Below are 25,032 nucleotides of genomic sequence, written 5' to 3'. Positions count from 1 at the left end.
CCGCGCAAGGTGTCATGTCTGCGGATCGCTCCCACTCTCGTCATTGCGAGCGTAGCGCAGCAATCCAGGGCAGTGTTACGCTGGCCCTGGATTGCTGCGCTACGCTCGCAATGACGAACGGTAGCTGCGAGAAATGGAGAGCATCATGACCACCCTCGAAGGCAAGCGCGTACTGATAACCGGCGCATCCAGCGGCCTCGGCCGCCATTTTGCGCAGGTGCTGAGCGTCGCCGGTGCCCATGTCGTGCTCGCGGCCCGGCGCATGGATGCGCTGGAGGAACTGGCCGCCGAGATCGGCGATGCCACCTGCGTATCCCTCGACGTCACCGATCCTGCCAGCATCCGCGAGGCCGCCGGGCAGGCAGGCGCCATCGACGTGCTGGTCAACAACGCGGGCGTATCCAGCGCCCAGCCGGTGCTCGATGCGACGGTGGAGGACTACGACCACATCATGAACGCCAACCTGCGCGGCGCCTTTCTCGTCGCTACCGAAGTCGCGAGGGGCATGCGCGATCGCGGTGAGGGCGGGGCGATCGTCAACATCGCGTCGATCTTAGGGCTCGCGCAAGGCGGGCAACTAGCGGTCTATGCTATGAGCAAGGCGGGCGTGGTGCAGATGACCAAACAGATGGCGCTGGAACTGGCGCGCTACGGTATCCGCGTGAATGCGCTGGCGCCGGGTTATTTCGCCACGGACATGAACCGCGATTTCCTCTCCAGTACGCTGGGCGATGCGATGGCGAAGCGCATTCCGCAGCGGCGCTTCGGTAATTTCGAGGATCTCGACGGGCCGCTCATGCTGCTGTGCTCGGATGCCTCGCGCTACATGACCGGGGTGGTGATCCCGGTCGATGGCGGGCACCTGCTGGGCGGGCTGTAAAGTCCGACGGCCTCACTTCAGTCGTCATTGCGAGCGCAGCGAAGCCGGATCGTTCCGATCAGTCCCTCGGAATCTCGACGTAATCGAGCTTCATCATCCTATCGATCATCGGCCCGCGATATTCCTCGGGCACCGACATAGTGCCGAGCGCCCAGCCCATGATATCGACGTCTTCCTCTTCGATGATGGTCTCGAACAGGGTGATGTCCGCATCCGACCATTCGGCGTGGAAGCGGTCGAAGAAGCAGCCGATCATGTAGTCGGCCTCGCGGGTGCCGCGATGCCAGGCGCGGAACTTGAGGCGGGCGAGGCGGGGTGAAAGTTCGCTCATGCCCGCGCCGTTACAATGCGGCGCGGGCATGGGCAAGTTCGCGCATTAGCCATGCAGGATGCGGGTGATCTCCTGTGCGGGACGACCGGCGAGGTTCTTGGGCACTTCGGCCACCAGCACGTCCTTGAGCTGCTTATGGTAATGCCTGCGCATTTCGCCCAGCGAGCGCGGGTCCGCGACGACCACCAGCTGGTCGATCTCGCGCGAGAGCACCTGGCTGTTCAGCCATCCCGTCACCGCCGCGACGTGGGCGCTTTCATCGAGCGCATCGTTGCTGCCGTCGCCGGTGCGGGCCTGATGGCGGGTGGGGCCGTCGAGGCGGCGGGCGCCGGCGCTGAAGTTGGTCGCCTCCAGTTCGGGTACGTCCATCGCCGCCAGTCGGGGTTCGGCTTCCGCCCCCGTGTTGCGATAGAGTTCGAAGTTCTCTCCGTCGACGATCGCGAACACGGTTCCGTTCGGCAAGAGCATGGGCTTCTCCTTCATTGTTACAGGGGAGCCAACCGCACGATGACGGACAAGGTTCCGCCTGCTCTGGCGAAACGGTCCCCACTCGCGCTAAGAGGCGCTCGTCATGCGGCCTGAAGCTCTCAATTCCCTGTTCGTCGAAGTCGAGGCGCTCGAAGGCGTCGGTCCCAAGCTGCGCAAGCCGCTGGAAAAGCTGGGGCTTACCCGGATCAGGGATCTTGCGTATCACTTGCCCGACCGCTTCGTGGAACGGCGCGCGATCACCAACCTCGACGAGGCGGGCGTGGGCGAGAACGTCATCGTCGCGCTCACCGTGCGTGAACACCGCTCGCCCAGCGGGCGCGGCCCGTTCCGCGTGATCGCCGAGGACGCGGTGGGGAACATCTGCACCGTCACGTACTTCGGCCGCGCCTCCTATACGGGCAAGAAGCAGTTGCCCGTCGGCGAGACGCGCTGGGTGGCGGGGCGGATCGACCAGTACGGCCAGATGCTCCAGATCGTGCATCCCGAACATGTGTCGGAGGATTCGTCCGCGCCGATCGGGCAGTTGTGCGAGGCGGTCTATCCTCTGTCCGAAGGGCTGACGCAGGGCCGCGCAGCGTCGCTGGTGGCGCAGGCGCTGAAGGCGCTACCCGAGCTTCCCGAATGGATCGAGCCCAGCCTCACCGCCAAGACCGGCTGGCCGCTCTGGCGCGAGGCGCTGACCGAGGCGCATCGCGGCGTCAACGACCCCGCGCGCGACCGGCTGGCCTACGACGAACTCTTCGCCAATGCGCTGGCGCTGATGCTGGTGCGCGAAAGCAACCGCTCGCAGCGCGGCACGCCGCTGGTCGGAGATGGCTCGCTGCGGGCTAAGCTGAAGTTGCCGTTCGCGCTGACCGGCGCGCAGGCCCGCTCGATCGGCGAGATCGAGGGCGATCTGGCGCAGCCTTCGCCGATGCTGCGGCTGCTGCAGGGCGACGTGGGTTCGGGCAAGACGGTGGTGGCGCTGTCTTCGATGCTGATCGCGGTGGAGGCAGGCGCGCAGGCCGCGCTGCTGGCTCCGACAGAAATCCTCGCCCGCCAGCACTACGAGACGCTCTCGCGCATGCTGCAGGGCACCGGCGTCGAGATCGCGCTGCTGACCGGGCGCGACAAGGGCAAGGCGCGCGAGGCGATCCTGATGGGGCTGCTGGGTGGCTCGATCCAGATCGTCGTGGGCACGCATGCGATCTTCCAGGACAGCGTCGCGTACAAAAACCTCGCGCTGGTGGTGATCGACGAGCAGCACCGCTTCGGCGTCGGCCAGCGACTGATGCTGGCGCGTAAGGGACGCCGCGCGCCGCATACCCTGGCGATGACCGCGACCCCCATCCCGCGCACGCTGACTCTGGCGCAGTACGGCGAGATGGAAGTCTCCAAACTCGACGAACTGCCGCCGGGCCGTCAGGCGATCGATACCCGCGTCGTCGCGGTGGAGCGCATGGACGACGTCGTCGGCGCGCTGACGCGCCATATCGAATCGGGGCAGCAGGCCTACTGGGTCTGCCCGATGGTTAACGAGAGCGAGACCGACGACCTTGCCGCCGCCGAGGCCCGCTATGCGGCGCTCAAGGAGCGCTTCGGCGATACCGTGGCACTGGTCCACGGCCAGCTCCGGCCCGAGGTCAAGGACGCGGCGATGGAACGCTTCGCCCGGGGCGAGGCCAAGCTGCTGGTTGCGACCACGGTGATTGAGGTCGGCGTCGACGTGCCCAATTCCACGTTGATGGTGATCGAACAGGCCGAGCGCTTCGGCCTTGCCCAGCTGCACCAACTGCGCGGGCGCGTGGGGCGCGGTTCGGGAAAGTCCACCTGCCTGCTGCTGCGCGGCAACCAGTTGTCCGAAACCGGCCGCCAGCGCCTCGCCCTGATGCGCGAGACGCAGGACGGCTTCCGGCTTGCCGAGGAAGACCTGCAACTGCGCGGCGGCGGCGAACTGCTCGGCACGCGCCAGTCGGGCGACACGCCGTTCCGCATCGCCAGCCTCGAACAGATAACCAAGCTGCTGCCGCTCGCCCACGACGATGCGCGCCTGCTGATCGAGCGCGACGGCGGCCTTGCCGGTCCGCGCGGCGAGGCGGCCCGGCTGCTGCTCTATCTGTTCGAGCGCGACTGGGGCGTGCAACTGCTGCGCTCGGGCTGAGCCTGCGTCGGCAACCTCTCTTGCCTGTGGCGGAGCACCGCTTGTCCCGGCTTACGGGCGACTGGTAAGACAGATTTCGCGAAACCGGAATAACCGGTCGGACCGCAGGGAGGGATAGCGTTGGACCGTGCACAGGACGAATCGCCGTCGCCGCGCCTCTATCGCAAGGTCGCGGCGCGACTGATGGACGAGATTCGCGCCGGGCGCCATCCGGTCGGCGCGCGCATGCCGGCCGAGCGGGACTTGTCGCTCACCATGGGCGTCAGCCGCCCCGTCGTGCGCGAGGCGCTGCTGGCACTGGAGGTCATGGGCGTGGTGGAGGTCCGCATCGGGTCGGGCGCCTATGTCCTGCGGCTGCCGGAGGACGAGCCTCGCTCCCCGGCCGAAGTGACGCCGATGGAACTGGTGCAGGCGAGGCTGATCTTCGAGGGCGAAGCCGCCTCGCTCGCCGCCGCCAACATCACCGACGAGGAACTGGCGCGACTGGACAGCGCCGTCGCCGCGATGCGTCGGGAGGACGGCTCGTTCGAGGACTGGCAGGCTGGGCTGACCGATTTCCACATGACTATGGCGCATGCCACCCGCAACCTCGCGGTGGAGCGCAGCGTGCGCGACTTGTGGGACATGCGCTCGCGCTCGACGGAATGTCGCCGGATGCTGGAGGAAGCCCGTAGCCGCAATTACCGCTACAGTCTGCAGCAGCACGTGGAGATTCTTGCCGCGCTGAAGGCGCGCGACCCGGGACGGGCGCGAGCGGCGGTGCGGATGCATCTGGAGGGCTCGATCGAACACGTCCTGATGGCGATCGAGGAACGCGCCGTCGCGGATGCGCGGGCGCGGGTGGCGGAAATGCGCTCGCGCTATTTTTCGCGCTGAGACGTGTAAAAGTCGGGGCCTGAAACGACGAACGGCGCGTCTTGCGACGCGCCGTTCTCGTATAAAGTGGTCGGGGAAAGAGGATTCGAACCTCCGGCCCCTGCCTCCCGAAGACAGTGCTCTACCAGGCTGAGCTATTCCCCGACCGGAGGGGCAATCCGAAGACCGCCCCGGGCAGGAGGGCGCCTATATAGGGCACTTCCGGGGGTGGCAAGGGGCTTTTCGGCAAAAACTTCAACCTTGTGAAAATGGTGGCTGATTGCGCTGGGGAGCATCGCGCGCGGGTGCTTTCGCCGGCGCGCGCGGGCGGATAGTCTGATGCCATGACCACGACCGCGCTTCGCACCGCCTCCACCGCAACCCCGCATTGGGAATGGCAATACCTCGACCTCATGCGCCGCATCTGGGAGCAGGGCGACGAGCGGCAGGACCGCACCGGGGTCGGCACGCGCTCGGTCTTCGGCGCGACGATCCGGTTCGACCTTTCGGGCGGTGCGATGCCGCTGCTCACCACCAAGCGCGTCTACTGGAAGACCGCCACGCGCGAGATGCTGTGGTTCCTGACGGGCAACACCAATATCCGTCCGCTCTGCGCGCAGGGGGTGGAAATCTGGACCGACTGGCCGCTCGACCGCTACCGCCGCGAAACGGGCGAGGAGATCAGCCGCAAGGACTTCTCCGCGCGAATCGTGGCGGACGAGGTGTTCGCCGAGGCCTGGGGCGATCTCGGTCCGGTCTACGGCAAGCAGTGGGTGGACTGGGACACGTACGAGCCGGTCGGCGAGGGTCTGTTCCGGCGCGGTCCCGGCATCAACCAGGTGGCGCAGGTGGTCGAGAGCCTGCGCAAAAATCCAGGTAGCCGCCGCCATATCATCGAGGGATGGAACGTCGCCGAACTCGATTCGATGGCGCTACCGCCTTGTCACAAGACCTATCAGTTCCATGTCGCGGACGGGCGGCTCTCATGCCTGCTCTATCAGCGCAGCTGCGACCTCGGCCTCGGCTTCGCCTTCAACATGTGGTCGCTGGCCCTGCTGACGCGGATGATGGCGCAGCAATGCAACCTCGAGCCGGGTGAGGCCGTTTGGACCGGTGGTGATGTCCACTTGTACCTCAACCATGCGGCGCTGGTCGAAGAACAGCTCTCGCGCGAGCCGGAAGGCGAGGCGACTATGGCGATCGTCCGGCGTCCCGATTCGATCTTCGACTACCGGATCGAGGACTTCGAAGTCGCCGGATATGCCCCCCAGGCGCATATCGCCGCGCCGGTTGCGGTGTAATTGACATTACCAAGGTTTGAAATAATATGACTTAACCGTGGAATTTTGCTTCGCCTGTTGCGGGGCGGGTTCCGACGGCCCGACCTTGGCGGGAGAGCATTGAAATGGCCGAAAAAACGGCACCAGATACGGGAAGGGCGCGCGGGAATCTCCCGCCGCTGGAACTCTACGTACCCGAGCCACGCTACCGGCCCGGCGACGTCGTCGATTATTCGCACCTCCCGGTGCCGCCTGCAGGACAACTGGGGCGCCCGGACGAGAATTGCCCGGCCAGCGAAACCTGGCCGATGACCACCGACATGATTCGCGTCCTCGATGAAGAGGATCGCGCGGTCGGCCCCTGGAACCCGGGCCTCGATGCCGAGACGCTGCGGCGGATGCTGCGCACGATGGCTCTGACCCGCGCGTTCGACGACCGGATGTACCGTGGGCAGCGGCAGGGCAAGACCAGCTTCTACATGAAGTGCACCGGCGAGGAGGCGATCTCGGTCGCCCATGCCCATGCGCTCGCGCATGACGACATGGTGTTCCCGACCTATCGCCAGCAGGGCATCCTGATCTCGCGCGGGTATCCGCTGGTGGAGATGGTCAACCAGATCTACTCCAACCGCGCGGACAAGTTGAAGGGCCGCCAGTTGCCGGTCATGTACTCGGCCAAGGATTACGGGTTCTTCTCCATCTCGGGCAACCTCGCCACGCAGTACCCGCAGGCGGTGGGCTGGGCGATGGCCAGCGCGATCAAGGGCGATACCCGCATCGCCACCGCCTTCGTCGGCGAGGGATCGAGCGCCGAGGGCGACTTCCACGCGGCGATGACGTTCGCTGCGGTCTACAACGCGCCGGTGGTGCTGAACGTCGTCAACAACCAGTGGGCGATCTCCAGCTTCTCGGGCTTTGCCGGGGCGGAGCGCACGACCTTCGCGGCACGCGCGGCCGGCTACGGCATTGCCGGGCTGCGGGTGGACGGCAACGATGCGCTGGCGGTCTATGCCGCCTCGCGCTGGGCCGCTGACCGTGCCCGCGCCAATCAGGGGCCGACCCTGATCGAGCACTTCACGTACCGCGCCGAGGGGCACTCCACCTCCGACGATCCCAGCGCCTATCGCTCCGCGCAGGAGCGCGAGGAATGGCCGCTCGGCGATCCGATCATGCGCCTCAAGAAGCACCTCATCGCACTTGGCGAGTGGTCGGAGGCGCAGCAGGAGGCGATGGACCGCGAACTGGTCGAGCAGGTGAAGGTGGCGACCAAGGAGGCCGAGAAGAACGGTGTCCTCGGCCACGGGTTGCACCATCCGTTCCACACCATGTTCGAGGACGTCTTCGAGGAACTGCCCTGGCACCTCGAGGAGCAGGCCGCGCAGGCCATCCGCGAGCGTGAGATCAAATGGCCCGAATGGAAGGGAGAAGGCGCATGACCGAAGAGAATGCGTTGAGCCTCCAGGACGCGCCGACCCGTTCGATGAACATGATCGAGGCGATCAACGACGCGCTCGACATCATGATGGCCCGCGATCCCGACATCGTCATTCTGGGCGAGGACGTCGGCTATTTCGGCGGCGTGTTCCGCGCTACCGCCGGTCTGCAGAAGAAGTACGGCCGCAACCGCGTGTTCGATTCGCCGATCAACGAATGCGGGATCGTCGGCGCGGCGGTCGGCATGGCAGCTTACGGCCTGCGCCCGGTGCCGGAGATCCAGTTCGCGGACTACATCTATCCCGGCCTCGACCAGCTCGTCTCCGAGGCGGCGCGCATGCGCTATCGTTCGGCGGGCGAGTTCACCTCGCCGATCACCATCCGCTCGCCCTTCGGCGGTGGTATTTTCGGTGGCCAGACGCACAGCCAGAGCCCGGAGGCGATGTTCACGCACGTCGCGGGCCTCAAGACGGTGATCCCGGCGACCCCGCACGATGCCAAGGGCCTGCTGATCGCGGCGATCGAGGACAACGACCCGGTCATCTTCTTCGAGCCCAAGCGCATCTACAACGGCCCGTTCGACGGCTATTACGACAAGCCCTCGCGGACGTGGAAGGGCCATCCCGGCAGCCTGGTGCCGGAGGGCTACTACAAGATCCCGCTCGGCAAGGCGCGCATCGTGCGCGAAGGTGCGGCGCTGACGGTGTTGTCCTACGGCACCATGGTTCACGTCGCCGAGGCGGTGCTGGCCGAGAAGGGCATCGATGCCGAGATCATCGACCTGCGCACGCTCGTCCCGCTCGACATGGCGACTGTGGAAAAGTCGGTGGAGAAGACGGGGAAATGCCTGGTGATACACGAGGCGACCCGCACCTCCGGCTTCGGCGCCGAACTGGTGACGCTGGTGCAGGAGCGCTGCTTCTATCACCTCGAAGCCCCCGTGGAGCGCGTGACCGGCTTCGACACGCCGTATCCGCACAGCCTCGAGTGGGCCTATTTCCCCGGTCCCGTCCGCATCGGCGAGGCGGTCGATCGGCTCATGAAGGAATAACTGGGATGGGACGCTATATTTTCCGCCTGCCCGACATCGGGGAAGGCATCGCCGAGGCCGAGATCGTCGCCTGGCACGTCAAGGTCGGCGATACCGTCGAGGAAGACGGCCGCCTTGCCGACATGATGACCGACAAGGCCACCGTCGAGATGGAAAGCCCGGTTTCGGGCAAGGTCGTCGAAGTGGCGGGCGAGGCGGGCGACGTGATCGCCATCGGCTCGCCGCTGGTGGTGATCGAGATCGAAGGCGCGGGGAACGAGGAGGCCGATCGAAAACAGAGCGCGCCTGCTCCGAAGGCCGAGGTGGTCGAGGAGCGGATCGAAGTCGAGACGCCGGATGCGGGCGATGTTGAGAAGGTGGTGGCTGGTGCTTCGACAAGCTCAGCACGAGCGGAGGTGGTTGTAGAGCCTCTTCCGACTCCCACACCCGCTCAGGCTGAGCCTGCCGAAGCCCGCGCGCCCACGCCCGCGACAAAGCCCGCCCCTCACGCCAAGGTTCTCGCCAGCCCCGCCGTGCGCCAGCGTGCCCGTGATCTCGGCATCGACCTTGGCGAAGTGCGCCCCGCCGAGGATGGCCGCGTGCGCCATGCCGACCTCGACGCCTTCCTCTCCTACAACGCCAGCGGCGGCTTCCAGCCCGCAGGTATGAAAGGCAAGGACGAGCAGGTCCGTGTCATCGGCCTGCGCCGCCGCATCGCCGAGAACATGGCCGCCTCCAAGCGCAACATCCCGCACTTCGCCTATGTCGAGGAGTACGATGTCACCGCGCTGGAGGAGACGCGCGCGCAGCTCAATGCCGGGCGCGGGGACAGGCCGAAGCTGACGATGCTGCCGTTCCTGATCACGGCGATCTGCAAGCTGCTGCCGAAGTACCCGATGCTCAATGCCCATTACGACGACGAGGCAGGCGTGGTGACGCGCTACGGCTCGGTGCATCTGGGCATGGCGGCGCAGACCCCGGGCGGCCTGATGGTCCCGGTGATCCGCGATGCGCAGGACCGCAATCTGTGGCAGCTGGCGGCGGAGATCACCCGTCTCGCCAACGCCGCGCGCGATGGCTCGGCGAAGTCGTCGGAGCTTTCGGGCTCGACGATCACCCTGACGTCGCTTGGTCCGATGGGCGGGGTGGCGACCACGCCTGTCATCAACCGCCCCGAAGTCGCCATCATCGGCCCCAACCGCATCGTCGAGCGGCCGATGTTCGTGAAGGGCGCCGACGGCATCGAGCGCATCGAGAAGCGCAAGCTCATGAATATCTCGATGAGCTGCGATCACCGTGTGGTAGATGGCTGGGATGCGGCGAGCTTCGCGCAGGACCTCAGGAAACTGATCGAGGCCCCGGCGCTGATCCTCGCGGGGTAGGAGAGGGCAGATGGGCAGCGATCCGCGCGTAGACGAGTATATCGCCAAAGCCGCGGATTTCGCCCGCCCGATCCTCGAACATCTGCGTGAACTGGCTCACCGCGCGCTCCCCGATGCCGAAGAGGCGATCAAGTGGGGGATGCCGCACTTCCTCGTGAACGCAAAGAACGTCGCCGGGATGGCGGCGTTCAAGGCGCACTGTACTTTCGTCATTCACGGAGACGGGCGCCAGGGTGATGCGATGGGCCAGTTCGGGCGCATCACCGCGATTGCCGACTTGCCGGACGAAGCCGAGCTTGTACGGAAGCTGCAGGCTGCGCGTGGGCGGGTGCAAGCCAAAGGCACGGCGGTAAAACAGGCCCGCAAGCCCAAGCCCGAAATCGCCATGCCGGATGACTTCGCGGCGGCGCTGGACGGGGTTCCCGCTGCAAGGACGCATTACGAGGCGTTTACGTCTTCGGCACGGCGCGACTATCTCGAATGGATCACCGAGGCGAAGATCGCCGCGACGCGCGAGAAGCGCATGGCTCAGGCGGTTGAGTGGATCGCCGAGGGCAGAAAGCGCAATTGGAAATACGAAAAGTGCTAACGTCGTCCCGGACTTGATCCGGGACCGCTGGCGGCCTTTAGGCGAGAGCCCGGATGAGCGCAGCAAGGTGGATTGCTCACGGCCAGCGGTCCCGGATCAAGTCCGGGACGACGGTTCGATCGTCGCCTTTACCGCACCACGCCCGCATAGGCGATACGTCCCTGACCGAGCGCCGCGTAGCTCGCGGGGATGCGCCAGCGCACATGCGTGACGTCCTCGGGCGTCGCCTGGCGTCCGTCGACGCGCATCGCCTCCAGACGGCCCCACGAGCGACCGCCATCGACCGACACTTCCTGCATGTCGCTGGCGCTGCGCTGGTAGGCGAGACGGGCGGGCAGGGGGTTGGTCAGGACGAAGCCGCCGGTGCCGCGCATGCGCCGCCACGTCACTACGGTCACGACCCGGTCCCCGCGTGTGAGCATGCTGGCAGGTTCCAGCCTGCGCCCGTTGAGCGCATCGACACGTTCCACGAAGACGGCGCTGTCGGTGGCGACTGCGCTGGTGCTGCGGGCCTCGGCGGAAAGAGTGCTGCCGGTGAAGGCGGCGGCCGTCAGGGATAGCGTGCAGAGGATGCGCTTGGCTGTAATCACGGGCGATTCTCCCCCGGCCGCCCAGCGCGGCCCCGGTGCAAGACTGCGTCGCCACTCGCGAAAATAAGGTTAATTTCCACTGTCGCCGAAAAAATGAAAAAGCCTTCCGCAAAGCCGTTGACAGCCCTGCGAGGCTGGCCTAGTGGCGGCGCTCCCAAGCGGACGCAACCGCAAGAACGCGGGTGTAGCTCAGTTGGTTAGAGTGCCGGCCTGTCACGCCGGAGGTCGCGGGTTCGAGCCCCGTCACTCGCGCCACTTGGGAAAAATGCTGGTAATCCAGTGACTTGAGGTAGTCCAAAAACCTCACATATATTGCTGCGCGGGTGTAGCTCAGTTGGTTAGAGTGCCGGCCTGTCACGCCGGAGGTCGCGGGTTCGAGCCCCGTCACTCGCGCCACTTCTCATGGAAGTGGTTCCAGCAGCGATCGAATGAAGAGGCCGGGCTCACGCTCGGCCTTTTTCGTTTCTGGATATATTCCGGCCGTTCCCACCCTTCGTCATTGCGAGCGTAGCGAAGCAATCCAGGGCGGTTTGCGCGGCTCTGGATTGCTTCGCTACGCTCGCAATGACGGCGGCGGGATCAGTTGGCTTTGGTCGTAACCGGAGCGCTCCAGCGTCCGGTTTCCATCCAGATCAGGAAACGCTTGAGCGGCAGCAGCCACACCACGCCCAGCACGATGTACACCGGCGTCTGGGCAAGGGCATTCCACTCACCGATCAGCGCGGCCACGTAGCTGGCGATGAGCATGGCATAGAGCCCCAGCGCGACGACCAGCAGGAGCACCCCGAAGGGGATTCGCCAGGTCGGTGTTTCGCGCATGTCAGGTCCTCTTTATATGCTATATATCCGCGTCGGCGTGACCACGGCGGCGAGCGGCCGGTCGTGGGCTTCGACGGGCAGTTCCTCGGCCAACTGGCAGTCCCATGCAAGCCCGATCGCAGTGGCCTGCGGATGGGCCGCCAGCCAGCGGTCGTAATGCCCGCCGCCTTGGCCGAGGCGATGGCCCTCGGCGGTGAACGCCACCAGTGGCACGATCACGACATCCGGCACCACGCTCTCGCTCTTGCCCGTAGGCTGAAGTGCCCGCCACGGCCCCGGTTCGAGGGCTTCGTCGTCCCAAGGATTGTCCCAGAAGCGGAACTCCATGGCCGCTGCGCGCGCGGGGAAGAAGGGCAGGGCGATACGGCGGCCGTTCTCCGACAGCCAGCGCGCCCAGCCCAGCGACGGCGCTTCGGAAGTCGCCGGATGATAGAGGCCGACGGTCGCGCCTTCGGGCACCAGTGCAACGGCCGGTGCGGGGGGGCGGTTGAGAATCAGCGCGCGCAGGCCCTGCGGCAGGGCTTCGACATGCTCGGCCCGCGCTTGCCGAAAGTGCTTGCGCAGGGCAGCTTTCTCATCGGTGATCTGGATGGGGGGTGACGGGTCCACCATGGGTCGTTTCCTAGAAATCCTCTGACGCCTCGACGTCAGGTGGGGACCATGTGTTCCGGACCAGGATCCGGGCAGGGACAGCCCCCCATGGATTGCTTATAGCCTCAGGGATGTTCGAACGGCACGTGCCGGGCAGATCCCGTCAGGCCCTATCTAGGCGTTTGCTGCTTCAGTCTCAAGAAGGTCGGCAAGATTTTCGACACGCGAGGCGATGCGCGCCAGTCTTTCCGCGAATTGTGCCGGAATCGCCGGAACCTCGATCGGCAGGACCGCCTGCGGTTCGGGGCGAGAGCGCAGTTCGTGCAATTCGTCCGCCATCATCAGCGCGGCGAAGAGCAGCATCCGCGTCTCGGTCTGCCCGACCGCGCCCGAGGCGGTGGCCTTCGAATCGATCAGCCGGGCGAGGCGCAGGATATGCGCTTCCTCTCCGTCCGCGCAGGCGAGCATGAATTCGCGCCCGCCGATCCCGAGTGTCACGTTGCCCATCAGGCGTCCTCCGCCTGGGTGCGCTGGGCGAGGAGATCGTCGAGGCCCGACAGCGACTGGCTGATGCTGGCCTTCAGATCCTCATGGCGGCGGCGCAAGTCCGCGCCCTTGGCAATGCAGGTGGGGGCCGCGTTCTCTATCCGCGTTAATGCGGCCTCGATGCGGTCGAGCGCAAGCAGGGAGATGGAGCGCGTGGATGCGCTTTCCTCGGTGGCCGCGCCGATCGCCCGGCCCTTGAGCGGGTTTTCCATGGCCAAGCGCTGCGCCGGTTGTGGCGGCCGGGCAAGCAGTTGGCGCGGGTTGTTCACAATCTTGTCACTTGCCTGCGCTTGAATAGTGCGGAAGATACGACGGACTGCAGGACAATATCCGATCTGCGCGTGAAGAGGGTGAAATCGGGCGGTGAACTTGACGGGAGGCGACCTCTGCCTAAAGGGGGTCGCGAAATTCGAATCGTCCCGCATTTTTGCGCGTACCCGGAGTAATCCCATGACCCTCGCTTCCGACCGTCTTGCGCCGATGGCCAACGCCATCCGGGCGCTTTCGATGGACGCGGTTCAGGCGGCGAACAGCGGCCACCCCGGCATGCCGATGGGCATGGCCGACGTCGCCACGGTGCTCTTCGCCAAGTTCCTCAAGTTCGATCCCTCGGCGCCCAAGTGGGCCGACCGCGACCGCTTCGTGCTGTCGGCAGGCCATGGCTCGATGCTGATCTACTCGCTGCTGCACCTGACCGGCTACGCCAGCCCGACGCTGGACGACATCAAGAACTTCCGCCAGCTCGGTTCGGTCTGCGCCGGTCACCCCGAGAACTTCCTGATCGAAGGCATCGAATGCACCACCGGGCCGCTGGGCCAGGGCGTGGCGATGGCCGTGGGCATGGCAATGGCCGAGCGTCACCTGGCCGCAACCTTCGGCGACGACCTCGTCGATCACAACACGTGGGTCATCGCCGGTGACGGCTGCCTCATGGAAGGCGTCAACCACGAGGCGATCGGCCTGGCCGGCACGCTGAAGCTGGGCCGCCTCAAGGTGCTGTGGGACGACAACAAGATCACCATCGACGGCGACGCCTCGCTGTCGACTTCGGAAGACATTCCGGCACGCTACCGCGCTTCGGGCTGGGACGTGTTCGAGTGCGACGGCCACGACTTCGCCGACATCGAGCGCGCGCTGGGCCAGGCTGCCGCTTCGGACAAGCCCACGCTGGTCGCCTGCCGCACGCTGATTGGCAAGGGTTCGCCCAACAAGCAGGGCGGCCACGACGTCCACGGCTCGCCGCTGGGCGATGCCGAGATCGCCGCGACCCGCGAGAACATCGGCTGGGCCCACGCTCCCTTCGAGATCCCGGCCGAGATCCTCGCCGACTGGCGCTCGCTGGGCGAAAAGGGCGCGAAGCTGCGCGCCGAGTGGGACGCCCGCCTTGCCGCTTCGGACAAGGGCGCGGAACTGACCCGCCGCATGAACGGCGAACTGCCTTCGGGCGACGAAGCCGCGAAGACTTTCGCAGGCTGGCTGGAGAGCGAAACCACCGTCGCGACCCGCAAGGCGTCGGAGAACGTGCTCAACGTCCTCGCGCCGCTGGTGCCCGAGATGGTCGGGGGCTCCGCCGACCTCACCGGTTCGAACAACACCAAGGCCAAGTGCCAGTCGGCGTTCTCGGCCAAGGACTACGCCGGCCGCTACGTCTACTACGGCATCCGTGAATTCGGCATGTCGGCGGCGATGAACGGCATGGCGCTGCATGGCGGCGTGATCCCCTACGGCGGCACCTTCCTGATCTTCTCGGACTATGCCCGCAACGCGATCCGCATGTCGGCGCTGCAGCAGACCCGCGTGATCTACGTGCTGACCCACGATTCGATCGGCCTCGGCGAAGATGGCCCGACTCACCAGCCGGTAGAGACGGTCATGTCGCTGCGCCTGATCCCGAACCTCTACGTGTTCCGCCCGGCCGACGTCATCGAGACCGCCGAGTGCTGGCAGATCGCGCTGGAAAGCGCCGAGACGCCTTCGGTCCTCGCGCTGACCCGCCAGAACCTGCCGCAGCTTCGCACCTCGGGCGAAATGCTCTCTGCCCGCGGCGCCTACACGCTGCGCCGCGCCGAGGGTGACCGCAAGGTGATCCTGATCGCCACCGGTTCGGAAGTCGAACTGGCCGTGAAGGTGCAGGGCGCACTGCAGGCCCAGGGCATCGGCGCCGACGTCGTCTCGATGCCGTGCATGGAGCTGTTCGAGGCGCAGGACGCGGCGTACAAGCACGAAGTCCTGCCGAACGACCCGTCGATCCTGCGTGTCTCGATCGAGGCGGGCGTTACGCACGGCTGGGAGCGCTTCACCGCATTCAGCCGCAATGGCGGCCTCAACATCGGCCTCGACCGCTTCGGCGCCTCGGCCCCGGCCAAGGTTCTGTTCGAGCGCTTCGGCTTCACCGTCGATGCGATCGTGCCGCAGGTCCTGGAAAAGCTCAGCAGCTAAGAATACCACCTAAGAGGAGATTAGGATTATGGCGACCAAGGTTGCGATCAACGGTTTCGGACGTATCGGGCGCAATGTCGCCCGCGCCATTCTCGAGCGTACCGACCATGACCTCGAGCTGGTGTCGATCAACGACCTCGCCAGCGCCAAGGCCAATGCCCTCCTCTTCAAGCGCGACAGCGTCCACGGTGCGTTTGCGGGCACCGTGGAAGTCGACGGCGATGACCTCATCATCAACGGCAAGCGCATCAAGGTGACCGCCGAGCGCGATCCCGCGAACCTGCCGCACGCCGCCAACGGCGTCGACATCGCGCTGGAATGCACCGGCTTCTTCACCGACAAGGCCTCGGCCTCGAAGCACATCGAAGCCGGCGCCAAGCGCGTGCTGATCTCGGCGCCTGCCAAGAACGTCGACCTCACCGTCGTCTACGGCGTCAACCATGACGCGCTCACCGCCGAGCACACCGTCGTGTCGAACGCTTCGTGCACCACCAACTGCCTGGCGCCCTTCGCCAAGGTCCTGCACGAGAAGATCGGTATCGAGCGCGGTCTGATGACCACGATCCACTCGTACACCAACGACCAGAAGATCCTCGACCAGATCCACTCCGACCCGCGCCGCGCCCGCGCTGCCGCGATGAACATGATCCCGACCAGCACCGGCGCCGCCGTTGCCGTCGGCCTCGTTCTGCCGGACCTCAAGGGCAAGCTCGACGGTTCGTCGATCCGCGTGCCGACCCCGAACGTCTCGGTCGTCGACCTGACCTTCGTGCCGAGCCGCGACACCACCACCGAGGAAGTCAACGCGCTGCTCAAGGCCGCTGCGGAAGGCGAACTCAAGGGCGTGCTCGGCTACACCGAGGAGCCGCTGGTCTCGATCGACTTCAACCACGATTCGCACTCGTCCACCATCGACAGCCTCGAAACCTCGGTTCTCGAAGGCAAGCTGGTGCGCGTTCTTTCGTGGTACGACAACGAGTGGGGCTTCTCCAACCGCATGGTCGACACGGCCGGCGTGATGGGCGGCCTGCTCTGAGACCTTGATGGGGACGGGCCGCCTTATCGGTATCGCGCGAAGGCAACGCCCTCGCGCGCCGATGGAGGAACTGCGGTCCGTCGCCGTAACTGCCGCCGCGGGAGTCCATGGGGACTTTCGCGGCGCGGTGCGTCCGGGCAAGCGGCCGCGCCGGCAGGTCTCCCTGATGGAGATCGAAAGCTGGCGGGCGGCGCTGGGCGAACTTGAAATCTGCGGCGGCCTGTTCGGTTTCGAAGAGCCGCCATGGCATGCGCGGCGGGCGAACCTGCTGGTCGAAGGACTGCGTTTCCCGAGGGAAACCGGCTATGTCCTGGCGATCGGCAATACCCTGCGCATAGCAGTCACGATGGAATGCGATCCGTGCAGCCGCATGGAGGAAGTGGCACAGGGCCTCAAGGGCGCGCTCCTGCCGGATTGGCGGGGCGGTGTGCTGGGCACGGTGCTTGACGACGGCGATATCGCCCTGGGCGACGAGATAAGGATCGAGAGATGACGGCATTCAAGACCCTTGATGACCTTGGTGATGTGACCGGCAAGGTCGCGCTGGTGCGCGTGGACCTCAACCTGCCGATGCAGGACGGCGCCGTCACCGACGACACCCGCATCCGCGCCGCGGCGCCCACCGTGCTGGAACTCGCCGAGAAGGGCGCCAAGGTCCTCCTCCTCGCCCACTTCGGTCGCCCCAAGGGCGAGCGCGTGCCGAGCCAGTCGCTCTCGATGGTGGTCGGCGCGGTCGAGAAGACGCTGGGCAAGGAAGTGATGTTCGTGCCCGAGATCGCGGGCGACATCGTGAAGCAGGCCGTCGGCATCCTGCGTGCCGGCGACATCGCCATCCTCGAGAACACCCGTTTCTGGAAGGGCGAGGAAAAGAACGACCCCGAACTCGCCGCTGCGATCGCGGCGAATGCGGACTTCTACGTGAACGACGCCTTCTCCGCCGCGCACCGCGCCCATGCCACCACCGAAGGTCTCGCCAAGGTGCTGCCCGCTTACGCCGGTCGCTCGATGCAGGCGGAACTGGAAGCGCTCGAAAAGGCACTCGGCACGCCCGAGAAGCCGGTCGCGGCGGTCGTCGGCGGGGCCAAGGTTTCGTCCAAGCTCGAAGTGCTCAAGCACCTCGTCCGCCAAGTCGATCACCTCATCATCGGTGGCGGCATGGCGAACACCTTCCTTGCCGCCAAGGGCGTGGACGTGGGCAAGTCGCTTTGCGAGCATGACCTGACCGATACCGCGAACGAAATCCTTGCCACGGCGGATGCCTCGGGCTGCACCGTCCACCTGCCGTACGACGTGGTCGTGTCGAAGGAATTCGCGGCCAACCCGCCGTCGCTGCGCATCTGCAACGTCCATGAAGTCGCGGCCGACGAGATGATCCTCGATGCCGGTCCGAACGCGGCGGAAACGCTGGGCGACGTGCTCAAGAACTGCCGCACGCTGGTGTGGAACGGCCCGCTCGGCGCGTTCGAGATGGAGCCGTTCGACGCCGCCACCGTGGCGCTGGCGAAGACCGCCGCCGCGCTGACGGCGGACGGCTCGCTGGTCTCGGTGGCGGGCGGCGGCGATACCGTAGCGGCGCTCAACCATGCGGGCGTGGCGCAGGACTTCTCGTACATCTCGACGGCGGGCGGTGCCTTCCTCGAGTGGATGGAAGGCAAGGTGCTGCCCGGCGTCGCGGCGCTGGAAGCCTGACGCAAAACAACCCCGTCATCCCCGCGAAGGCGGGAACCCATCTCCTGACCTGACCTATTGCACGGGCATCAGATGGGTCCCCGCCTTCGCGGGGATGACGGACATATTGATCGTAAGGGATGACTTTGGGGCTCGCAGGGGAATGACGGATCGAAACCTTGCTCCCGCACCGCCCTGGCAGGGCCGGTACGTCACGCTCGACGGCATGCGCGGCATCGCGGCGCTCGCCGTGGCGCTGTTCCATTACAACATCTCGCAGGCCCCGCACGGCTATGTCGCGGTGGACTTCTTCTTCGCGCTCTCCGGCTTCGTGCTGTGCCGTACTTACCTGCCGCGCTGGCAGAACGGGCTGACCACCTGGGCCTTCATGAAGCAGCGCGTGGTGCGGCTCTATCCGCTGTTCCTCGCAGGGATCGTCATCACGACGCTCTCCGCGATCTCGAACCACTGGACCGGCAAGGGCGACGTCTACAGCTACGCCAAGATCGCCAAGTCGCTGCCGCCCAATCTGCTGATGCTGCCGTCGCCCTTCACCAACACGCTGTTCCCGATGAACGTGCCGGCGTGGTCGCTGTTCTTCGAACTCGTCGCCAGCCTCGGCCTCGCGCTGGTGCTGTTCCGTCTGCCGCGCATCGGGCAGCTTGCCGTGGCGATCGCCGCCGCCTGCTTCTTCGTGCCCGCCGTGCTGGCGCGCGAGGGCGGCAATCTTGGTCCGTTGTGGAGCCAGATGGGCACGACGATGCTGCGCACGACGATGTCGTTCACCGCAGGCGTGCTGATCGCCGGGTTACCCGTGAAAGAGGTCCGCCATCCCGGCTGGCTCGGCGTTTTCTGCCTCATCGCGATCCTCGCGATGCTGGTCGCCGATCCGGCGTTCATTCCCAAGGGCTGGTACGACGTCACTTGCGCCGTGCTTGTCTCGCCGCTGCTGGTCTGGCTGGGCTCGCGCGGCGAACCTTCGCGTGTACTGATGCCGGTGGCGTGGTTCCTCGGCGAAGTGTCCTACGCGGTCTATGCCGTGCACTGGGCGCTGATGGAGCCGCTGCGCTACTTCAAAGACGATCTCGGCTGGAACGAAGTGCTGATGGGCGCGGTCTACCTTGCCGCCTGCGTCGGGCTCGGCTGGCTTTGCGTGCGCTTCGTGGACATTCCGCTGCGCCGGCGCCTGAACGTCATGCTGCATGCGAGGGCGCGACACGTGCCGCCGCGCGCTATACCGAATTGACCCCCTAATGACAGATGCCGCAGTTGCGAACAGAGGGAGCGCAGCGTAGGCTTTATTTCAAGTTGCCGAACAACTCAGGAGGAGAAACCATGCAGTATTCGGAAATGACGGCCAAGATGGCCGACGGTGACGGCTTTATCGCCGCACTCGACCAGAGCGGCGGTTCGACGCCCAAGGCGCTCAAGGGCTACGGTATCGAGGAGGATGCCTGGTCGACCGAGGAGGAGATGTTCGGTCTCATCCACGAGATGCGCGCGCGCATCATTTCGTCGTCGGTGTTCTCGGGGGAGAAGGTCATCGGCGCGATCCTGTTCGAGCGCACCATGGACGGCACCGTCGAGGGCGTGCCGACCCCGCAGGCGCTGATCGCCAAGGGCGTGGTCCCCTTCATCAAGATCGACAAGGGCCTGGAGGATGAGGCCAACGGCGTTCAGATGATGAAGCCGATGCCGACGCTGGACGAGCTGCTTGCGCGCTCGAAGGCGCTGGGCGTCTACGGCACCAAGGAGCGCTCGGTCATCAACTCGGCCAATGCCGAGGGCATCGCAGCCGTCGTCAAGCAGCAGTTCGAGATCGGCGCACAGGTGCTCTCGCACGGCATGATGCCGATTATCGAGCCCGAAGTGAACATCAAGAGCGAGACCCGCGCCGAATGTGACAAGCTGCTCCTCGACGCGATCCTCGAGAACCTCGACGCGCTGCCCGAGGGCCAGCAGGTCATGCTCAAGCTCTCGCTGCCGATCGTGCCGGGCACGTTCGATCCGCTGATCGATCACCCCAAGGTGCTGCGCGTGGTAGCCCTGTCGGGCGGTTACTCGCGCGCCGACGCCTGCGTCGAACTGGCGAAGAACAAGGGCATCATCGCCAGCTTCAGCCGCGCGCTGCTTTCGGACCTGCGTTCGCAGATGAGCGACGCGGAATTCGACGCGGCGCTGGGCGAGGCGATCGACGCGATCTACCTCGGTTCGACGCAGAAGGCCGAGGCTGCCGCGGCAGCCTGATCCTTCGGGACCGGACAGGAAGAGGCGGCGCTCGAAAGGGCGCCGCCTTTTTCGTGGGCTCAGTAGCCGCCCATGAAGCGGAAGCCGAAGCGATAGGCCGACTGCGCGACGGTGCCGTGGTTGTCACCGCCCGCGACCTTGTCCGGCTGGACCTCGACGAGTTCGAGCGTGCCGTCGGCGACCGTCACCGGCTTGCCCGAGGTCACTTCCACCTCGCCGCCGCGCCCGCTGTCGATGCGTACGCGCAGACGGACCTGCCCGCCCCAGACGCAGCGCGCATTCATCGGGCACCGGCTGTCCTCCAGCACCGCCAGCGGGGTGATGCGCGGGCCGCCTACGGTTACCGTCTGGCCGAGCGCGGCGTAAGTCAGCGAGGGCTCGGGAGTCGCGACCGGCAGTTCCGACGGCGGGGGATAGCTCTGGGCGGGAGTATAGGGCGGCGTAACTGCCGGGCCGGGATAGCTCGCGGCCGGAGGGGCTGACGGCGGCGGCGCTGCGGGAGGCGGAGGAGCGCTCGCCTGCGGATAGGCGGGTGGATATGGTTGCATCCGGGCCGGATCGGCCGGGGGTATGACGGTGCAGCCGGCAAGGGCGGCTCCGGTCAGGGCGAGCGCTATCGGTATCCTCATGGCGCGCGATGCAACACCCGGGCGCCTGAACGGTTCCCGAACGCCGCGTGTTCGGAACGCTTGGCGTTGAGGCGCGGCGCGGCTAGAGCACCCGCATGAAAGACGAAGCCGACATTCCGCGCGCATCCACGCAGCTCTATCTGATCTCGTCGCTCGACGCCGGCGGGGCCTTCCCCGACCGTCTGGCCCGCGCGCTCGACGCAGGCGAAGTCGCGGCCTTCCAGTTCCGCGTCAAGGACGTGGACCAGCATGAGGCTGCGCGTCTGGCCGAGCCGCTGCAGAAGATCTGCGCGGACCGCGAGGTCGCGTTCATCGTCAACGACTCGATCGGCCTTGCCAAGCGCCTCGGCGCGGACGGCGTGCATCTCGGGCAGGAGGACGGCAGCGTCGAGGAGGCACGTCAGGCGCTCGGCCGCGATGCGCAGATTGGCGTGACCTGTAATGCCAGCCGTCACCTCGCCATGGAAGCGGGCGAGAACGGCGCCGACTACGTGGCGTTCGGTGCGTTCTTCCCCACCACGACGAAGGTGACCAAGCATATCGCTGGTCTCGACCTGTTGGAATGGTGGCAGTCGATCTTCGAGATTCCGTGCGTCGCCATCGGTGGGATTACTCCGGAAAACTGCGGTGACCTCGTGCGGGCGGGCGCGGACTTCCTTGCGGTTTCGGGCGCAGTCTGGAACGGCGACGAGGAAGCGGCGGTCCGCGCGTTTCACGAAGCACTGGCGGCGGTGCAGGGCTGAGCGCCTGAACCCACCCCCAACCCCTCCCGCAAGCGGGAGGGGAGCGAGACTTGCTGAGCCTTAGGCGAAGCTAGTCGCAGCGGGGTGGGCCTTGGCGCGGCCAGAGCGTCAGAAATCGATCTTCGCGATCACCTCTTCCCCGAACTTCTGGGCCTGTTCCAGATACTCGGCTCGCGTCTCGGTGTAGATCGTCGCGCCGGAACCATCGACGCCGAGCGACTTGAGGTTGGCGAAATGGTCCAGCGCTTCCTGCGCGTTCCAGCCCCCTTTCACCGAATAAGTCGAGGATGCGATGACCTTGGGCGGAGTCTCGCGGCCGACTTTCTCGCAATGCGTGGCCATGTAGGCGATGGCTTCCAGGATGTCCTCGTCGCCTTCGAGATTGGCGGTGCGGGCGGTATCGGTCACCGCCTTGGGCACGAAGAACGGGTGCCAGGCATCGCCCAGTTCCACCGCCCGGCGCAGCGCGCGCTTGGAATTGCCGCCCACCAGCAGCGGCGGATGCGGGGTTTGCGCCGGGGTCGGCAGCACACGGTTGCCGAGCGCGGTGAAGCCATTGCCCTCGAAGGTGAAGTCCTCGCCGGTCCAGGCGAGCTTCATGGCCTTCATGTATTCGTCCATGATATCGTTGCGACTGTCGAAATCGACGCCCAGCGCCTTGTACTCCGCCTTCATGTACCCCGCGCCAAGGCCGAGGATCACGCGCCCGCCGGTAAAGTGGTCGAGGCTCGATACGGCGCGCGCGGTGATGAACGGGTTGCGATAGGGCAGGACCAGGATGTTGGTCTGCAGCCGCAGCGTGGTCGTGGCGGCGCCCAGCATCGAAAGCATGACGAAGGGGTCCTGCGCATAATGCCCGCCATTGTCGAGCCAGCGCGAAGAGGGCACCGGATGGTCAGTGACGGTGCCCGCGTAAAAGCCCGCAGCCTCGACCGCCTTCGCGATCTGGTGCAGCGCTTCCATGGTGCCCCATTCCTGCGGCTTGTCGATGTGGTCGAAGGGCAGGCTGGTGCTGAGGGTGAAGGTCATCGCTCTCTCGTTTCATGAACCGGGTTCGTCATTGCGAGCGGAGCGAAGCAACCCAGGGCGGTTTGCGCATCGCTGGATTGCTTCGCTGCGCTCGCAATGACGATGAAAGTGGGCATGGTTTACTCGGTGACTTCAGGCGGCAGAATCCAGACCTCGTTACGGTCGCGCGCCCATCCGCCCGAGGCCCACGAGCCTCCGTCTACCGGGATCACGGTGCCGGTCACGTAGCTGGCCATCGGGGAGGCGAGGAACACCGCCACGCGGCCGCATTCCTCGTCGATCCCGGGGCGGCCCGCAGGAATGCGCTTGCGGGCGCTTTCGACTTGCGCGGGGCTGGGCTGGAACCACGCCGCCTCGTCCACCGGGCCGGTGAACTGGCCGCGCGTGCCGGGCGTCACCGTGTAGTCGGGCGCGATGGTGTTCACGCGGATGCCGTGCTCGGCGAATTCGAGCGCGAGAGTGCGGGTGAGGTTGTTGATCCCTGCCTTGCACGCGGCATAGACGGCATAGCCCGGCGCAGCCCGGCTCGCCTCGATACTGGTGACGTTGACGATCGCGCCGCCGCGCCCGCCTGCGATCATCACCGGCACCGCCGCCTGTGTCGCGGCGAGATTGCTGACAAGGTTGAGGTCGATGTGCCGACGCCAGTTCTTCTCAGTGAGGTCGAGGAATCCGCGTCGGGTCACGCCGCCCGCGTTGTTCACCAGCACGTCGAGCCGTCCGAAAGTGTCCGCCGTGCGCGCGATCGCGCCTTGCAGGGCCTCGACGTCCATGACGTTGCCGGGGATGCACAGCGCCTTGCGGCCACGCGCCTCGATCATCGCGGTGACTTGCGCGCAGCGTTCCGGGATCGCCTCTATGATCGCCACGTCGGCGCCCATGTCGGCCATGCACAGCGCGATCGAGCGGCCGATGCCGCCGCCGCCGCCAGTCACGAAGGCCACTTGCCCGGTCAGGTCGATGTCGCTTGCCTGCACTCGCCTCTCCGCTTTACGGGGCCGTGTGCGGCCTCTGGTCAGTTCGTCAAAGCGAACAGGTGTGCAGCATCGGCCAGGTCGGCGGGCTCGTCTATATCATTTGCGAGACCCGGCGTGGTGATCGTCACGGCGTTCAGACCGAGCGTTTCCGCAGCCGCGCGGTGAAGTTCGGCACTGCCGGTGCCGTACTGGAAGCGAAAGTCTGCCGCTTTGGGCAAGGGTAGCGAGAGCGCATTGGTGCCGGTGCCGTGGCGATCGGTGGCGATGCCGAGGGTGCAGGCGGGCAGGGCGGCAAGCTGGCGCAGGTCCTGTGCATCAAGGCGCGGCAGGTCTCCCGCGACGACGATCAGTCGATCGGGCGGAGCACCTCGCGACAGGATTGCCAGCGCGTTTTCCAGCGCCGCGTTGAGTCCGTCACCATCGTCGAAGATGAAGGGCAACGCGCCGCGTGGTGGTCCCAGCAGGATCGTACGGTCCACCGCGCCCGCTGCCGCCTCGATCACGCGCGACAGCATCGCTTCGACCAGCCTGTCACGCTCATGAGGGGGCAGCGCGGGGGCGAGGCGGGTCTTGCCGCGTCCTCGTGCCTTGACCGGGATGAGCGCCCAGACGGTCATGGGATCGCGGGCGCTTCGGCCAGATTGGTGAAGCGGATACCCGCGCCGTCGGCCTTGTAGGTCTTGTTCATGTAGATGAGGATCGAGGTCAGCGCTTCCGCCGCCGCCGAGTTGGCGAGCGCTCCGCCCGAAAGGCCGCGCAGGCCCATGCCGGGGCACAAGTCCACCACCGTCTGGCGCGCGGCGACGTCGTCGGAAAAGACCAGCACGTCGCAGTCGATCGCATGGTCGGAATCGAGGTGATGCGCCGAGACGTTGTGGAACGCCGTCACCAGCCGTGCCTCGGGGCCAAGATGCGCCCGGGCCTGCGCGGCGGCGCTGCCCTCGACGGGAAGCTGCACGCGCATGACCTTGGGCGGAACGAGCGGAACGGTCGTATCCACGACCACCGCATCTCCTATCCGGTCGCGGATCTGCGCAAGGGTATCGCCCTGTGAGCCGTGCGGCACCGTCACGATCACCACGTCTTTGCCTTCCGCCGCATCGGCGTTGGCGGCATGGCCCGCCGCGCCCAGCTCCTCGGCGGTTGCTTGCGCTTTTTCGGCGGAGCGGGAGCCGATCGTCACCGCGTGACCGGCCGCGACGAGCCTGCGCGCAATACCTTTGCCGAGGGCTCCCGTGCCGCCGATGACTGCGATGCTTGCCATGCTTGTATCTCTCCCGCGAAGTTTCGCGCCCTTGGATTGTCGTT

The 25,032-nt window shown here is 66.2% G+C and carries 27 protein-coding genes and 3 tRNA genes; 17 read left to right on the top strand and 13 right to left on the bottom strand.

All coding sequences use genetic code 11. The features are described from left to right. Positions 1 to 145 precede the first annotated feature (145 nt). Positions 146 to 880 carry an SDR family oxidoreductase gene (locus PKE80_RS01860; RefSeq protein ID WP_271181036.1) on the top strand — a complete coding sequence of 245 codons (735 nt, stop codon included), beginning with the start codon at positions 146 to 148 and terminating at the stop codon, positions 878 to 880. 58 nt (positions 881 to 938) lie between these two features. Here the strand turns inward: PKE80_RS01860 and PKE80_RS01855 are convergent, their stop codons facing one another. Further along, on the bottom strand, positions 939 to 1,211 hold the full coding sequence (locus tag PKE80_RS01855) for an FAD assembly factor SdhE (protein WP_271181035.1): 273 nt from the start codon (positions 1,209 to 1,211) through the stop codon (positions 939 to 941). Between the two features lie 45 nt (positions 1,212 to 1,256). Beyond that, entirely contained in the window at positions 1,257 to 1,679 is a 423-nt protein-coding gene (locus PKE80_RS01850) for a baeRF12 domain-containing protein (RefSeq protein WP_008832325.1), read from the bottom strand. Positions 1,680 to 1,782: 103 nt separating this feature from the next. On the opposite strand from PKE80_RS01850, the gene recG reads away from it, so the two are divergent. After that, a complete protein-coding gene (gene recG / locus PKE80_RS01845) occupies positions 1,783 to 3,840 on the top strand; it encodes an ATP-dependent DNA helicase RecG (RefSeq protein ID WP_271181034.1) in 2,058 nt (685 codons plus the stop codon). 120 nt (positions 3,841 to 3,960) lie between these two features. After that, positions 3,961 to 4,716, top strand: coding sequence for a FadR/GntR family transcriptional regulator (locus PKE80_RS01840; protein ID WP_271181033.1), 756 nt, complete (start codon positions 3,961 to 3,963; stop codon positions 4,714 to 4,716). Between the two features lie 67 nt (positions 4,717 to 4,783). On the opposite strand, the gene PKE80_RS01835 is transcribed toward PKE80_RS01840, so the two are convergent. After that, positions 4,784 to 4,860 (bottom strand) — tRNA-Pro (locus tag PKE80_RS01835). Between the two features lie 179 nt (positions 4,861 to 5,039). Between PKE80_RS01835 and thyA the strand changes: the two genes are divergently transcribed. The 5 genes from thyA to PKE80_RS01810 all read left to right on the top strand — a co-directional run bounded on the left by thyA (position 5,040) and on the right by PKE80_RS01810 (position 10,410). Then, on the top strand, positions 5,040 to 5,996 hold the full coding sequence (thyA, locus tag PKE80_RS01830; RefSeq protein WP_271181032.1) for a thymidylate synthase: 957 nt from the start codon (positions 5,040 to 5,042) through the stop codon (positions 5,994 to 5,996). A gap of 104 nt (positions 5,997 to 6,100) precedes the next feature. Beyond that, on the top strand, positions 6,101 to 7,411 hold the full coding sequence (locus tag PKE80_RS01825; RefSeq protein WP_008832329.1) for a 3-methyl-2-oxobutanoate dehydrogenase (2-methylpropanoyl-transferring) subunit alpha: 1,311 nt from the start codon (positions 6,101 to 6,103) through the stop codon (positions 7,409 to 7,411). After that, positions 7,408 to 8,460: an alpha-ketoacid dehydrogenase subunit beta gene (locus PKE80_RS01820; protein ID WP_271181031.1), complete on the top strand. Its 1,053-nt coding sequence runs from the start codon at positions 7,408 to 7,410 to the stop codon at positions 8,458 to 8,460. Before PKE80_RS01825 ends, PKE80_RS01820 begins: the two co-directional genes overlap by 4 nt. A 5-nt stretch (positions 8,461 to 8,465) precedes the next feature. Beyond that, positions 8,466 to 9,821 carry a dihydrolipoamide acetyltransferase family protein gene (locus tag PKE80_RS01815; RefSeq protein WP_271181030.1) on the top strand — a complete coding sequence of 452 codons (1,356 nt, stop codon included), beginning with the start codon at positions 8,466 to 8,468 and terminating at the stop codon, positions 9,819 to 9,821. A gap of 10 nt (positions 9,822 to 9,831) precedes the next feature. Next, complete coding sequence (locus PKE80_RS01810; protein WP_271181029.1) at positions 9,832 to 10,410, top strand: YdeI/OmpD-associated family protein; 579 nt, start codon at positions 9,832 to 9,834, stop codon at positions 10,408 to 10,410. A gap of 128 nt (positions 10,411 to 10,538) precedes the next feature. Here PKE80_RS01810 and PKE80_RS01805 read toward each other — a convergent pair whose 3' ends face one another. Further along, entirely contained in the window at positions 10,539 to 11,000 is a 462-nt protein-coding gene (locus PKE80_RS01805) for a hypothetical protein (RefSeq protein ID WP_069707639.1), read from the bottom strand. A 178-nt stretch (positions 11,001 to 11,178) separates the two neighbouring features. Between PKE80_RS01805 and PKE80_RS01800 the strand changes: the two genes are divergently transcribed. Together PKE80_RS01800 and PKE80_RS01795 are read left to right on the top strand one after the other, a co-directional pair. Next, positions 11,179 to 11,255: transfer RNA gene (locus tag PKE80_RS01800), tRNA-Asp, on the top strand. Between the two features lie 64 nt (positions 11,256 to 11,319). Beyond that, positions 11,320 to 11,396: transfer RNA gene (locus PKE80_RS01795), tRNA-Asp, on the top strand. Positions 11,397 to 11,579: 183 nt separating this feature from the next. On the opposite strand, the gene PKE80_RS01790 is transcribed toward PKE80_RS01795, so the two are convergent. The 4 genes from PKE80_RS01790 to PKE80_RS01775 form a co-directional block, all read right to left on the bottom strand. Continuing rightward, the gene (locus tag PKE80_RS01790) at positions 11,580 to 11,819 is read right to left on the bottom strand and encodes a DUF2842 domain-containing protein (RefSeq protein ID WP_271181028.1); all 240 of its coding nucleotides are present in this window, start codon (positions 11,817 to 11,819) and stop codon (positions 11,580 to 11,582) included. 12 nt (positions 11,820 to 11,831) lie between these two features. Further along, positions 11,832 to 12,431, bottom strand: a complete 600-nt coding sequence (locus tag PKE80_RS01785) for a 5-formyltetrahydrofolate cyclo-ligase (protein ID WP_271181027.1) — start codon at positions 12,429 to 12,431, stop codon at positions 11,832 to 11,834. 153 nt (positions 12,432 to 12,584) lie between these two features. Then, positions 12,585 to 12,917, bottom strand: a complete 333-nt coding sequence (locus PKE80_RS01780) for a cell division protein ZapA (RefSeq protein WP_271181026.1) — start codon at positions 12,915 to 12,917, stop codon at positions 12,585 to 12,587. Beyond that, positions 12,917 to 13,168: a hypothetical protein gene (locus PKE80_RS01775; protein WP_271181025.1), complete on the bottom strand. Its 252-nt coding sequence runs from the start codon at positions 13,166 to 13,168 to the stop codon at positions 12,917 to 12,919. Before PKE80_RS01775 ends, PKE80_RS01780 begins: the two co-directional genes overlap by 1 nt. Positions 13,169 to 13,406: 238 nt before the next feature. On the opposite strand from PKE80_RS01775, the gene tkt reads away from it, so the two are divergent. The 6 genes from tkt to PKE80_RS01745 all read left to right on the top strand — a co-directional run bounded on the left by tkt (position 13,407) and on the right by PKE80_RS01745 (position 20,346). Beyond that, the gene (tkt, locus tag PKE80_RS01770; protein WP_271181024.1) at positions 13,407 to 15,395 is read left to right on the top strand and encodes a transketolase; all 1,989 of its coding nucleotides are present in this window, start codon (positions 13,407 to 13,409) and stop codon (positions 15,393 to 15,395) included. Between the two features lie 28 nt (positions 15,396 to 15,423). After that, the gene (gene gap, locus PKE80_RS01765) at positions 15,424 to 16,431 is read left to right on the top strand and encodes a type I glyceraldehyde-3-phosphate dehydrogenase (protein ID WP_008829032.1); all 1,008 of its coding nucleotides are present in this window, start codon (positions 15,424 to 15,426) and stop codon (positions 16,429 to 16,431) included. A gap of 61 nt (positions 16,432 to 16,492) precedes the next feature. After that, a complete protein-coding gene (locus tag PKE80_RS01760) occupies positions 16,493 to 16,924 on the top strand; it encodes an MOSC domain-containing protein (RefSeq protein ID WP_271181023.1) in 432 nt (143 codons plus the stop codon). Then, the gene (locus PKE80_RS01755; protein WP_271181022.1) at positions 16,921 to 18,120 is read left to right on the top strand and encodes a phosphoglycerate kinase; all 1,200 of its coding nucleotides are present in this window, start codon (positions 16,921 to 16,923) and stop codon (positions 18,118 to 18,120) included. Before PKE80_RS01760 ends, PKE80_RS01755 begins: the two co-directional genes overlap by 4 nt. 142 nt (positions 18,121 to 18,262) lie before the next feature. Then, a complete protein-coding gene (locus PKE80_RS01750) occupies positions 18,263 to 19,345 on the top strand; it encodes an acyltransferase family protein (protein WP_271181021.1) in 1,083 nt (360 codons plus the stop codon). Between the two features lie 89 nt (positions 19,346 to 19,434). Further along, positions 19,435 to 20,346, top strand: coding sequence for a fructose bisphosphate aldolase (locus PKE80_RS01745; protein ID WP_271181020.1), 912 nt, complete (start codon positions 19,435 to 19,437; stop codon positions 20,344 to 20,346). Positions 20,347 to 20,405: 59 nt separating this feature from the next. Here PKE80_RS01745 and PKE80_RS01740 read toward each other — a convergent pair whose 3' ends face one another. Then, positions 20,406 to 20,975: a hypothetical protein gene (locus PKE80_RS01740; RefSeq protein WP_036522773.1), complete on the bottom strand. Its 570-nt coding sequence runs from the start codon at positions 20,973 to 20,975 to the stop codon at positions 20,406 to 20,408. Positions 20,976 to 21,070: 95 nt separating this feature from the next. Between PKE80_RS01740 and thiE the strand changes: the two genes are divergently transcribed. Beyond that, on the top strand, positions 21,071 to 21,718 hold the full coding sequence (gene thiE, locus PKE80_RS01735) for a thiamine phosphate synthase (protein WP_271181019.1): 648 nt from the start codon (positions 21,071 to 21,073) through the stop codon (positions 21,716 to 21,718). A 108-nt stretch (positions 21,719 to 21,826) separates the two neighbouring features. Here the strand turns inward: thiE and PKE80_RS01730 are convergent, their stop codons facing one another. The 4 genes from PKE80_RS01730 to npdG all read right to left on the bottom strand — a co-directional run bounded on the left by PKE80_RS01730 (position 21,827) and on the right by npdG (position 24,988). After that, positions 21,827 to 22,747 carry a TIGR03619 family F420-dependent LLM class oxidoreductase gene (locus PKE80_RS01730; RefSeq protein ID WP_271181018.1) on the bottom strand — a complete coding sequence of 307 codons (921 nt, stop codon included), beginning with the start codon at positions 22,745 to 22,747 and terminating at the stop codon, positions 21,827 to 21,829. A 119-nt stretch (positions 22,748 to 22,866) separates the two neighbouring features. Next, a complete protein-coding gene (locus tag PKE80_RS01725; RefSeq protein ID WP_069707648.1) occupies positions 22,867 to 23,724 on the bottom strand; it encodes an SDR family NAD(P)-dependent oxidoreductase in 858 nt (285 codons plus the stop codon). A 38-nt stretch (positions 23,725 to 23,762) separates the two neighbouring features. Further along, the gene (cofC, locus tag PKE80_RS01720; protein ID WP_271181017.1) at positions 23,763 to 24,341 is read right to left on the bottom strand and encodes a 2-phospho-L-lactate guanylyltransferase; all 579 of its coding nucleotides are present in this window, start codon (positions 24,339 to 24,341) and stop codon (positions 23,763 to 23,765) included. Beyond that, on the bottom strand, positions 24,338 to 24,988 hold the full coding sequence (gene npdG, locus PKE80_RS01715; protein WP_271181016.1) for an NADPH-dependent F420 reductase: 651 nt from the start codon (positions 24,986 to 24,988) through the stop codon (positions 24,338 to 24,340). Before npdG ends, cofC begins: the two co-directional genes overlap by 4 nt. Between the last annotated feature and the right edge of the window lie 44 nt (positions 24,989 to 25,032).

This window comes from Novosphingobium resinovorum (genome assembly GCF_027922145.1).
Lineage (GTDB): Bacteria > Pseudomonadota > Alphaproteobacteria > Sphingomonadales > Sphingomonadaceae > Novosphingobium > Novosphingobium resinovorum.
This window is presented reverse-complemented; position numbering and strand designations above follow the sequence as displayed.

What these genes read in the sequence shown, in the direction of transcription:
- PKE80_RS01860 (WP_271181036.1), top strand. Translation starts at nt 146, where the DNA reads ATGACCACCCTCGAAGGCAAGCGCGTACTGATAACCGGCGCATCCAGC.
- PKE80_RS01855 (WP_271181035.1), bottom strand. Translation starts at nt 1,211, where the DNA reads ATGAGCGAACTTTCACCCCGCCTCGCCCGCCTCAAGTTCCGCGCCTGG.
- PKE80_RS01850 (WP_008832325.1), bottom strand. Translation starts at nt 1,679, where the DNA reads ATGCTCTTGCCGAACGGAACCGTGTTCGCGATCGTCGACGGAGAGAAC.
- recG (WP_271181034.1), top strand. Translation starts at nt 1,783, where the DNA reads ATGCGGCCTGAAGCTCTCAATTCCCTGTTCGTCGAAGTCGAGGCGCTC.
- thyA (WP_271181032.1), top strand. Translation starts at nt 5,040, where the DNA reads ATGACCACGACCGCGCTTCGCACCGCCTCCACCGCAACCCCGCATTGG.
- PKE80_RS01825 (WP_008832329.1), top strand. Translation starts at nt 6,101, where the DNA reads ATGGCCGAAAAAACGGCACCAGATACGGGAAGGGCGCGCGGGAATCTC.
- PKE80_RS01820 (WP_271181031.1), top strand. Translation starts at nt 7,408, where the DNA reads ATGACCGAAGAGAATGCGTTGAGCCTCCAGGACGCGCCGACCCGTTCG.
- PKE80_RS01815 (WP_271181030.1), top strand. Translation starts at nt 8,466, where the DNA reads ATGGGACGCTATATTTTCCGCCTGCCCGACATCGGGGAAGGCATCGCC.
- PKE80_RS01810 (WP_271181029.1), top strand. Translation starts at nt 9,832, where the DNA reads ATGGGCAGCGATCCGCGCGTAGACGAGTATATCGCCAAAGCCGCGGAT.
- PKE80_RS01790 (WP_271181028.1), bottom strand. Translation starts at nt 11,819, where the DNA reads ATGCGCGAAACACCGACCTGGCGAATCCCCTTCGGGGTGCTCCTGCTG.
- PKE80_RS01785 (WP_271181027.1), bottom strand. Translation starts at nt 12,431, where the DNA reads ATGGTGGACCCGTCACCCCCCATCCAGATCACCGATGAGAAAGCTGCC.
- PKE80_RS01780 (WP_271181026.1), bottom strand. Translation starts at nt 12,917, where the DNA reads ATGGGCAACGTGACACTCGGGATCGGCGGGCGCGAATTCATGCTCGCC.
- PKE80_RS01775 (WP_271181025.1), bottom strand. Translation starts at nt 13,168, where the DNA reads ATGGAAAACCCGCTCAAGGGCCGGGCGATCGGCGCGGCCACCGAGGAA.
- tkt (WP_271181024.1), top strand. Translation starts at nt 13,407, where the DNA reads ATGACCCTCGCTTCCGACCGTCTTGCGCCGATGGCCAACGCCATCCGG.
- gap (WP_008829032.1), top strand. Translation starts at nt 15,424, where the DNA reads ATGGCGACCAAGGTTGCGATCAACGGTTTCGGACGTATCGGGCGCAAT.
- PKE80_RS01760 (WP_271181023.1), top strand. Translation starts at nt 16,493, where the DNA reads ATGGAGGAACTGCGGTCCGTCGCCGTAACTGCCGCCGCGGGAGTCCAT.
- PKE80_RS01755 (WP_271181022.1), top strand. Translation starts at nt 16,921, where the DNA reads ATGACGGCATTCAAGACCCTTGATGACCTTGGTGATGTGACCGGCAAG.
- PKE80_RS01750 (WP_271181021.1), top strand. Translation starts at nt 18,263, where the DNA reads ATGACGGATCGAAACCTTGCTCCCGCACCGCCCTGGCAGGGCCGGTAC.
- PKE80_RS01745 (WP_271181020.1), top strand. Translation starts at nt 19,435, where the DNA reads ATGCAGTATTCGGAAATGACGGCCAAGATGGCCGACGGTGACGGCTTT.
- PKE80_RS01740 (WP_036522773.1), bottom strand. Translation starts at nt 20,975, where the DNA reads ATGAGGATACCGATAGCGCTCGCCCTGACCGGAGCCGCCCTTGCCGGC.
- thiE (WP_271181019.1), top strand. Translation starts at nt 21,071, where the DNA reads ATGAAAGACGAAGCCGACATTCCGCGCGCATCCACGCAGCTCTATCTG.
- PKE80_RS01730 (WP_271181018.1), bottom strand. Translation starts at nt 22,747, where the DNA reads ATGACCTTCACCCTCAGCACCAGCCTGCCCTTCGACCACATCGACAAG.
- cofC (WP_271181017.1), bottom strand. Translation starts at nt 24,341, where the DNA reads ATGACCGTCTGGGCGCTCATCCCGGTCAAGGCACGAGGACGCGGCAAG.
- npdG (WP_271181016.1), bottom strand. Translation starts at nt 24,988, where the DNA reads ATGGCAAGCATCGCAGTCATCGGCGGCACGGGAGCCCTCGGCAAAGGT.